Origin of the sequence: uncultured Stenotrophomonas sp. (genome assembly GCF_963519925.1) — a bacterium.
In the GTDB taxonomy this organism is placed as follows: domain Bacteria; phylum Pseudomonadota; class Gammaproteobacteria; order Xanthomonadales; family Xanthomonadaceae; genus Stenotrophomonas; species Stenotrophomonas maltophilia_AE.
In genome coordinates, this window is record NZ_CAUQPH010000197.1 from 1 (window position 1) to 4,978 (window position 4,978).

3 protein-coding genes are annotated in these 4,978 nt (G+C 66.2%); all 3 read right to left on the bottom strand.

Features of this window, described 5'->3' with window-relative positions:
- Positions 1–188 precede the first annotated feature (188 nt).
- A complete protein-coding gene (gene bamA / locus RWO33_RS19095) occupies positions 189–2,555 on the bottom strand; it encodes an outer membrane protein assembly factor BamA (RefSeq protein WP_314106888.1) in 2,367 nt (788 codons plus the stop codon).
- Between the two features lie 73 nt (positions 2,556–2,628).
- Positions 2,629–3,987: an RIP metalloprotease RseP gene (rseP, locus tag RWO33_RS19100; RefSeq protein WP_314106890.1), complete on the bottom strand. Its 1,359-nt coding sequence runs from the start codon at positions 3,985–3,987 to the stop codon at positions 2,629–2,631.
- Between the two features lie 34 nt (positions 3,988–4,021).
- Positions 4,022–4,978: 1-deoxy-D-xylulose-5-phosphate reductoisomerase (dxr, locus tag RWO33_RS19105; protein WP_314106892.1), on the bottom strand; the 957-nt coding region annotated here is incomplete at its 5' end.

The following is a 4,978-nucleotide window of genomic DNA, read 5'->3' on the forward strand; positions in this document are numbered from 1 at the left end:
GTGGCGGCCGCAGGCCGACGCCGGGGGACATTTGCATAGGGGCCTGCCGGCCGCGACGGGGCCCTCAACGCCCGCGATGAACCCGATCGAAGACCGTGCGCCCTCTGCAACGGGACGTTGCAACAACGCTGTGCTTCAACAAAAAAACGCCGGGCAATGCCCGGCGTTTCTGCTGATGCTTCGAGCGGTTAGAACTGGCCGCCAAACGTGAACTGGAGACGCTCGATTTCGTCGCCGTCTTCCTTCTTGAGCGGGAAGGCATAGCTGATCGAGATCGGGCCGACCGGGGCGCGCCAGAGCAGGGCGACACCGGCCGAGGCGCGCAGTTCGTTGGCCTTGAAGTTGTCGACGCCGTTGTACACGTTACCGACGTCGAAGAACGCCGATACGCGCGCCGAGGGGCTGTCGAAGAGGCGCGGGAAGTAGGCTTCCACCGAACCGACCGTCTTCAGCGAACCACCCAGCGGCTGGCCGCGGCTGTAGTAGTCGGTCGCTTCCGAGCGCGGACCCAGGGTGTTGTCTTCGAAACCGCGCACCGAGTTGGTACCGCCGGCGTAGAAGTTCTCGAAGAACGGCAGGCCCGACGCGGTGACTACTCGGGTGGTGCCGTCCGGATTGGTGATCACGCGCGACACGTCGTTGCCGTACGAGTCGCCGTAGCCGACCTCGGCGCGGGTGTTGATGACCAGCGACGGGATGATCGGCCAGTACTTGGAGACCTGGTAGTTCAGCTTGTAATACTCGACCGTCGAACCCGGCAGGGTGGTTTCCAGGCCCACGCGCTGGTACATGCCGCGGGTCGGCATGAAGTAGTCGTTGCGGGTGTCGCGTGCCCAGCCCAGCTCGGTGCGCCAGGAGTGGAAGGTGCGTTGGCCGATGGCATCGATGTAGTCGATGATCGAATCCGGGGTCGAGCCCTTGTACGTGGTGATCTGGTTGCTGTCGATGCCCACCATCAGCGACACGGTGTCGTTCTCGGTGATCGGCACCCCGAACACCACCTGCGCCGCACCGTTGGTGCTGTTGTACTGCGCGGTGTTGAAGTCCGAGTAATCCAGTTCGCGCCAGGACAGGTTGTAGCCCAGCGACACGCCGTCGTCGGTGAAGTACGGGTTGGTGTAGGAGAAGCCGTAGCGCTGCAGGTAGCTGCTGCGCGACGCTTCCACCGACACGCGGTTGCCGCCGCCGAGGAAGTTGTTCTGCGACAGCTGCACCGACGTGGTCATGCCGTACGACTGCGAGTAGCCCAGGCCGAACACGAAGCTGCCCGACGTGGTTTCCTTCACGTTGTAGACCACGTCCACCTGGTCGTTGCTGCCGGTCACCGGCGGCGTCTCGACGTCGACCGACTCGAAGTAGCCCAGGCGCTGCAGGCGGATCTTGGACCGGTCGATCGCCGCCTGCGAGTACCAGCTGTTCTCGAACTGGCGCATTTCACGACGCAGCACCTCGTCGGAGGTACGCGTGTTGCCCTTGAACACGATGCGGCGCACGCCCACGCGCGGACCCGGGACGACCTGCATGTTGATCGCCACGGTACGCTCGGCGCGGTTGCTGGTCGGGATCGGGTTCACCTTGGCGAACGCATAACCGATGTTGGACAGCGAATTGGTGATGGCGTCCGAGCTGAACTCCAGCAGCGCGCGCGAGAAGGTATCGCCCGACTTCTGGATCAGCATGCGCTCCACGTCTTCCTGCGGCAGGATCGTGTCGCCGGTGACCTTGATCTCGGAAATCTTGTACTGCTCACCCTCGGTCACGCCGGCGGTGATGAACATGTCGCGCTTGTCGGGACTGATCGAGACCTGGGTGGAGTCGATGCTGAAGTCCACGTAGCCGCGGTCCAGGTACCAGGAATTGAGTTTTTCCAGGTCGCCGGACAGCTTTTCCTTCGAATACTGGTCATCGCGGCGGTACCACGACGCCCAGTTGTGCTCCTTCGATTCCCAGGTCTTGAGGATGTCCTCGGACTCGAACTTCTCGGTCCCGACCAGGTTCACGTGCTGGATCTTGGCGGCCTTGCCTTCCTTGATCGCGATGGTGATGTCCACGCGGTTGCGGTCCAGCGGGCTCACCGTCGGGGTGATCTCCACGTTGTACTTGCCGCGGTCGTTGTACTGGCGGCGAAGTTCCTGGGTCACGCGGTCCAGGCTCAGGCGATCGAAGGTGCCACCCTCGCTCAGGCCGATGTCGTTCAGGCCCTTGAGCAGCTGGTCGCTCTTGATGTCCTTGTTGCCGGTGACGGTCAGCTTGTTGATCGCCGGGCGTTCCTTGACCGTGACCACCAGGATGTCGCCCTGGCGCTCCAGCTGCACGTCCTCGAAGAAGCCGGTCTTGTACAGGGCGCGGATGGACTCGCCGACCTTGTTGTCGGTCAGGGTCTCGCCGCGTTCCACCGGCAGGTAGGTGAACACGGTACCGGATGTGATGCGCTGCAGACCATCGACACGGATGTCGCTGACGGTGAAGGGCTCGGCTGCCTGGGCCAGGGCGGGCGCGCCGAAACCGGCGGCGAGTGCGAGGGCAAGCAGGCGGCGATTGGGGAGTCGCGTCATGTCACGTCCGGTTGGAGTCGAATACGTTGTTTCAGGATGCCGGCGCATAAGACGACGACAAAAGGGTAAAAGTTCATCGCGGGAACAGACCGAGGATGTCGTTGTAGAACGCCAGTCCCATCAGTCCGGCCAGCATGGCAAGGCCGATGAACTGGCCGGTCGCCATGGCACGCTCGCTCAGCGGGCTGCCCTTGACCAACTCGATAAGGTAATACAGCAGGTGCCCGCCGTCCAAGATGGGGATGGGCAGCAGGTTGATGATGCACAGGCTCAGCGACAGCACCGCCAGGAACCAGAGGAACCAATCCAGCCCGCGCTGGGCGGTCTGGTTGGCCACGCGGGCGATGGTGACCGGCCCGGAAACGTTCTGCAGCGAGGCATTGCCGGTGACGATGCGGCGCATCATGCCCAGCGAATCGCTGGCCGCGCGCCCGGTTTCGCGCAACGCGGCGGGGATGGCCGCCAGCGGACCGTACTGCAGCGTGGTGTCGTAGGCCGGCGCGCTGGTCTGCGGGAAGCCCACGCCCACCTGCCAGGTGGGCTGGCCGCGGCCGTCCTTGCCCTGGCGCGGGGTGAGTTCCAGCGCCAGGCGCTCGCCGCCGCGCAGGACTTCCACCATGCCCGGGCCACCGCGCCTGCCCAGCGCCTGGATCGCCGGCGAGACCTGGTCGGCCGCGTCGATCCGCTCGCCGTCCACGGCCAGGATCAGGTCGCCGGGCAGCAGCACGCCCTGGGCGGCCGAATCGGCTACCACCTGTTCGACCAGCGCCGGCTGCAGGTGGAACTGCCAGGTCAGCCCGGCCAGCGAAGCCACCCAGCGTTCATCGAAACCGGCCGGCAGCTGCGACAGCGGCAGGGTGCGGGTCTGCACCTGGTCCTGCGCGTCCAGCACTTCCAGCGTGGCGTCGTGGCGGTCCATCGCGGCCGTGGTCAGGGCCATGGCCGCCTGGCTGGCGGTGACCACGCTGCGCGCGTCCACGCTCAGCACCCGGTCGCCGGCCTGCAACCCGGCCACCTGGGCCATGCCGGTGGTGCGGCCAATGGTCGCCGAATAGTCCTGCTTGCCCAGCACGAACATGGCCCAGAGCAGGGCCACGCACAGGACCAGGTTGGCCAGCGGGCCGGCCGCGACGATGGCGATGCGTTGCCACACCGACTTGTGGTTGAAGGCCAGCCCGCGCTCGGCCGGATGCACCTCGACCTCGCGCTCGTCCAGCATCTTCACGTAGCCGCCCAGCGGAATGGCGGCAATGGCGAATTCGGTACCGGCACGGTTGCGGCGAATGAACAGCGGCCGCCCGAACCCGACCGAGAAACGCAGCACCTTCACCCCGCAGCGCCGCGCCACCCAGTAGTGACCGAACTCGTGGAAGGTCACCAGCAGCCCGAGGCTGACGATCATCCACCAGACGGAGCCGATGAATTCACCCATGGTGGAGGTCGCTGGTAGGGAACGGGAAGGGCATTCAGGCGTGGTCGATGGCGGCTTGGGTGATCTGGCGGGCGCGCTGGTCGGCGTCCAGCAGGCCCTCCAGTGTATCGGCGGACGCTGCCGGCAGTGTTGAAAGTGCGTTAGCCACCAGGCTCGGAATCGCTAGGAAAGCGATCTGCCCCTGAAGAAACGCTGAAACAGCGACTTCATTGGCCGCATTGAGGATGGCCGGGGCGGTACCGCCCGCCGCCATCGCCTGCCAGGCCAAGGCCAGGCACGGGAACGCCTCGGTATCGGGCGCCTCGAAATCCAGGCGGCCCTGGGTCAGCAGGTCGAGGCCGCCGACCCCCGATTCGATGCGCTGCGGCCAGCCCAGGCCGACTGCCAAGGTCGTGCGCATGTCCGGCAGGCCCAGCTGGGCCAGGGTAGACCCGTCCACGAACTCCACCAGCGAATGCACCAGGCTCTGCGGGTGCACCAGCACCTCGATGCGTTCGCCGGGAATGTTGAACAGGTGGTGCGCCTCGATGACTTCCAGCCCCTTGTTCATCAACGTCGCCGAATCCACCGAGATCTTCGGGCCCATCGACCACTTCGGGTGGGCAACGGCCTGGGCCGGGGTCACCTCGGCCAGCTCGGCGCGGCGACGCCCGCGGAACGGGCCGCCGGAGGCGGTGAGCAGGATCCGGCGCACGCCGGCCTGGTCCAGGCTGGCGTCGCGCGAGCGCAGGCACTGGAAAATGGCGCTGTGCTCGCTGTCGATCGGAATGATCTCGGCACCGGCGGCGTTGGCGCGGCGGGTCAACAGCGCGCCGGCGAGCACCAGCGACTCCTTGTTGGCCAGCAGGATGCGCTTGCCCGCATCGGCCGCAGCGAGGGTGGACGACAGCCCGGCGGCACCGACGATGGCGGCCACCAGGGTGTCGCAAACATCGCTGGCGGCCAGCTGGTCCAGCGCGGCAGCGCCGGCATGCGGCTGCGTGTCCAGGCC

Coding starts and splice junctions, on each gene's coding strand:
- rseP (WP_314106890.1), bottom strand. CDS start 3,987: ATGGGTGAATTCATCGGCTCCGTCTGGTGGATGATCGTCAGCCTCGGG.
- bamA (WP_314106888.1), bottom strand. CDS start 2,555: ATGACGCGACTCCCCAATCGCCGCCTGCTTGCCCTCGCACTCGCCGCC.